The 1,000-nt window shown below is 56.6% G+C and carries 2 protein-coding genes; one reads left to right on the forward strand and one right to left on the reverse strand.

Going from position 1 to position 1,000, the window contains the following annotated elements:
* Positions 1-69 precede the first annotated feature (69 nt).
* On the forward strand, positions 70-699 hold the full coding sequence (locus tag ACR0DT_RS25080) for a LysE family translocator (RefSeq protein WP_170561003.1): 630 nt from the start codon (positions 70-72) through the stop codon (positions 697-699).
* Between the two features lie 4 nt (positions 700-703).
* Here the strand turns inward: ACR0DT_RS25080 and ACR0DT_RS25085 are convergent, their stop codons facing one another.
* A complete protein-coding gene (locus ACR0DT_RS25085) occupies positions 704-895 on the reverse strand; it encodes a hypothetical protein (protein ID WP_254453022.1) in 192 nt (63 codons plus the stop codon).
* Positions 896-1,000 lie beyond the last annotated feature (105 nt).

Raw genomic sequence — 1,000 nt, forward strand, 5'->3', positions numbered from 1 at the left:
AGACTCGCAGGGCTTGACCTTGCGCGCCGGTCCGGGCTTGCTGCGAAAAACGCATTCACAGGATTTCCAATGTCCCTTGATCTTTGGCTCGCTTTTGTCGCTGCTTCCACCGCCCTCCTGCTAATCCCGGGCCCGACTGTCTTGCTGGTGCTCAGCTATGCTTTGTCCAAAGGGCGCAGCGTGGCCGTGGCCTCGGCCACGGGCGTAGCTGTTGGGGATCTGGTGGCCATGACGGCCTCGCTATTGGGACTGGGCGCATTGGTTCTGGCATCAGCTACGATGTTCACGGCCCTTAAATGGGTCGGGGCGGCCTATTTGGTCTGGCTGGGGATCAAATTGTTGCGCAGCGCGCCATCGGGTGGTCTGGAGACTGTGGAGACCGGACGCGATGTCACCGCCCGCAGCGTATTTGGCCATGCCGCCGCGGTCACCGCACTGAACCCAAAATCCATTGCATTCTTTATCGCCTTCGTCCCCCAGTTTCTGCGCCCGGCTGACCCACTTGGGCCGCAATTCTTCATCCTGATCGCAACTTTCGTGGGTCTGGCATGGTTGAATGCGTTGGCATATGCCTTTTTGGCAGACCGCTTGCGACAGATGATAGGACGTTCGGGCGTCATCACTGCTATGACACGGTTCGGAGGGGTGACGTTGATCGGGATGGGTGTGGCCACGGCTGTCCTGCGCCGCCCAGCCTGATGGCTCAGTCCTCGGAGTGTTCTTTCATGAAAGCGCGAATGAACCGACGAATTTCTCGTGCAGCTGACGTGTCCAGCTCTTTGCATAGCTGAACGAACGCGTCCCGCTCATCCTTGTCCAGACGCAAGACCAACTGGCTATTTTTCTTGGTCGAAACCTTGCCGTCTTTTGCTTCCGCGCGTCCTGTACTCAACAAGATTTTTGCTCCATCGGCCGGCCCTTGTATATACATTGCATAGAGTTTGTATTTCTCGATCACCTAACAACAAAAGAAGATTATGGCAATGAACCTTCATGCTGC

Source organism: Ruegeria sp. BI11 (assembly GCF_056538005.1).